The sequence below is a fragment of the Actinomycetota bacterium genome (genome assembly GCA_005774595.1).
GTDB lineage: Bacteria > Actinomycetota > Coriobacteriia > Anaerosomatales > D1FN1-002 > D1FN1-002.
This window is the reverse complement of sequence record VAUM01000277.1, coordinates 1-2,645: the sequence shown is the minus strand read 5'-3', so window position 1 is coordinate 2,645 and position 2,645 is coordinate 1. Positions and strand designations below refer to the sequence as shown.

Genomic DNA, 2,645 nt, shown 5'->3' with positions numbered 1-2,645 from the left:
ACGCACACCCGCCGAGCGGGCGATTACTTGAGCGCAGCGGTCGCCCCCGCCGCGGCTTCCTTCGCGAGCTTCTCCGACTCGGCCATGGCGGCGAGCACCTCGGGTGGATTGTGGAAGCCCATCGAGTTCTCCGACACGATCAGGTTCTCCCACAGCACGTGCGCGCGGCGGTGCTTGTCGAGCGCCTCGGCGTACGCCTTCTCATCGACCTTCGTCCCGGCCGCCTTCGCGGTCTTCACACGGCCGAGCGCGGCCACGGACCCGGCGAGCGCGGTCTCGGCGCGCTGCTGCGCGGCGAACACGCGGTGCTGGATCGCCACCCCCTCGGCCTTCTTGTCCTCGTGGCAGCGCGCGCACGGCTTGTCGACGTACGTCGCGTCCAGCCCGGTCTTGGCGGCGAACGCGGCGTAGAGCTTCGCGTCCTCGTACTTGTACGGGCTGGTGAGCCAGTGGCTGCGGAAGACCTCGCCGTCCGCGCCGCGCACCTCGGGCATGTGGCAGTCGGCGCACGACGCGCCCACCGTGTAGTGCGGGCTGTTCCAGTACAGCTCGAGCTCGGGGTGCTGGCTCTTGATGAGCGGCTCGCCGATGATCTTCTGCTTCCAGTCCTGCTTGTAGTCGTACTTCGCCGAGTACATCTCGTGCAGGTCGCGGGCCTTGCCCCAGCCGAAGACGTCCCGGTCCTTGCCGTCGACGCCGCTCTTGCCGCAGGTGTACTCGACGTGGCACTGGCCGCACTGCGAGTTCGTGACGTCCTGCGCGGTGCCGTCGGCCAGCGTCTTCGCGCGCTGCTGACCCGTGCCGTACGGGTTCAGCCCGCCCTCGCCGTCAGGCCCGCCCGACTCGATCGCGGTCAGCATCGCGCCGCGGACCAGCCGAGGCTCGCCGCTGTGCGGGTCGTGGCAGTGGTTGCAGCCGGCGCCGTACGGCATGGTCTCCTTGGTCGCCGCCACAGTCGCCGCCCATAGCATGTTGAAGTTCTTGGTCGCGTCCTCGGACGCCTTCGGCCGCGAGGTGTACACCGTGCCGTCGGGCAACGTCGCCTTCGCGTCGACCTCGGCGGTCTTGGCATCGGTGGCGTAGGTGAGCACGGTCCCCTTCGGGATCTTGACGGTCTTGGCCGGCGTCGTCGGCGTCTTGGTGTGCGTCAGTTCGACGTCGGTGTCCGAGGCGACCGTCAGCGGCTTGCTGTTCGTCCACGACCAGGCGATCTTCGTGGACTTGCACTGCATGCACGTCTCGAACTTCCCGCGCGTGATCGCGCGGTGGTCGGCGAACATCCACTTGTGCGCGCCCTCTTCGTTGTAGTCCTTCACGAAGGCGTGTCCCGAGGCGATGGTGCTGTAGCGCGCGAAGGTCGCCTTCTTGGGCGTCGCCGGCACGCGGACGGAGCCGCCGTACGGGCCGGCCTTCGCGTTGTCGTCGTACAGGTAGGTGGCCGCCTGGCCCTCGTGGCACTCGGCGCACGATGCGATGCGCCAGTCGGTGGCCGCCTCGACCTTGTCCGGGGTGGCCGCGTGCTCCTTGTCGGCGCCCTCGTGGCAGATGACGCACCCGGCGTCGGCGTGCGGGCCGGCCTCGGCCGCTTCGATCACTTCGTCATGGCAGTCGGCGCCGCCGCACGCACCGCGCACCTGCGCCTCGAGTTCGCTCGGCACGTCGAGCGTGCCGTAGCACCCGGCGAGCAGCAGCGCCGCGAACAGCAGCGCCACCGCGGCGGTCACCACGATCCTCTTCCGCCGGTCTCGCGAAGTCCCCATACATGCCTCCCGTCACGTCGGTCCGCCGCGTCCGCCGCGGACCACCCCTCGATGGGTTCTTGCCCTCAAGTGCACCGCTCGCAACACGCTGTGTCCTTGACGCAGGTCAAGCACGGCGTAGGGTTGCGTGTGGAGTGACGCATCCGGCCTGTGAGGAGCACCCATGGACGTCAAGGTCTACGCGCTCTCGACCTGCCCGCATTGCCGCGCCGCCCGCGCCTGGCTCGACGAGGAGGGCGTGGCGTACGACGTCCTCGAGGTCGACCTGCTCGATGGCGACACGACCGACCCGTCCACCCCGAAGGGCGAGGCGGTCGCCGAGGTGCGGCGCATCAGCGGCGGCGCATCGTTCCCGGTGTTCGTCATCGGTGACGAGGTGATCGTGGGGCTGAACAAGGTGCGCGTGAAGGAGCTGCTGGGCCTGTGAGCGGCGCGACGCCGCGCCGCCGGTTCGCGCCGGGCACCACCGCGGCGGACCTGCGCGCGTACATGGAGCCGTACGTGGCGCGCCTCGGCTACCGGTTCAGCCCGGACGCGGACACGGTGGCGTTCACGCTCGACGCGATCGTCTCGATCATCGACTCGACCGGCGACGCGTTCTGCCCGTGCCGCATGATGACCGGCGATCCCAAGGAGGACGCGAGGTCCGTCTGCCCGTGCATCTACCTGCACGCCGACGAGTTCGCGGCCGCCGGCCAGTGCTGGTGCGGGCTGTTCGTGCGCACGGACGCGCCCGACGACTTGGCGCCCGGCATGGAGGCCGTGGTGCCTGAAGGACCCGTCGAGGTGCGTGTCGCGGCCGCCGGCGAGCTTCGCGACGGCGAGGCCCGCCACCTGAAGATCGGCAAGCGCGACATCGCGCTGTTCAGAGTCGACGGCGAGCAT

The 2,645-nt window shown here is 69.9% G+C and carries 3 protein-coding genes; 2 read left to right on the top strand and 1 reads right to left on the bottom strand.

The features are described 5' to 3' along the window. Positions 1-23 precede the first annotated feature (23 nt). A complete protein-coding gene (locus tag FDZ70_09090; protein ID TLM70688.1) occupies positions 24-1,760 on the bottom strand; it encodes an ammonia-forming cytochrome c nitrite reductase subunit c552 in 1,737 nt (578 codons plus the stop codon). A gap of 163 nt (positions 1,761-1,923) precedes the next feature. Here FDZ70_09090 and FDZ70_09085 point away from each other — a divergent pair, with 163 nt between their 5' ends. Continuing rightward, a complete protein-coding gene (locus FDZ70_09085) occupies positions 1,924-2,187 on the top strand; it encodes a glutaredoxin family protein (GenBank protein ID TLM70687.1) in 264 nt (87 codons plus the stop codon). Further along, positions 2,184-2,645, top strand: a 462-nt coding sequence (locus FDZ70_09080) for a hypothetical protein (GenBank protein TLM70686.1), incomplete at its 3' end; no start/stop codon positions are given. The genes FDZ70_09085 and FDZ70_09080, both read left to right, overlap by 4 nt.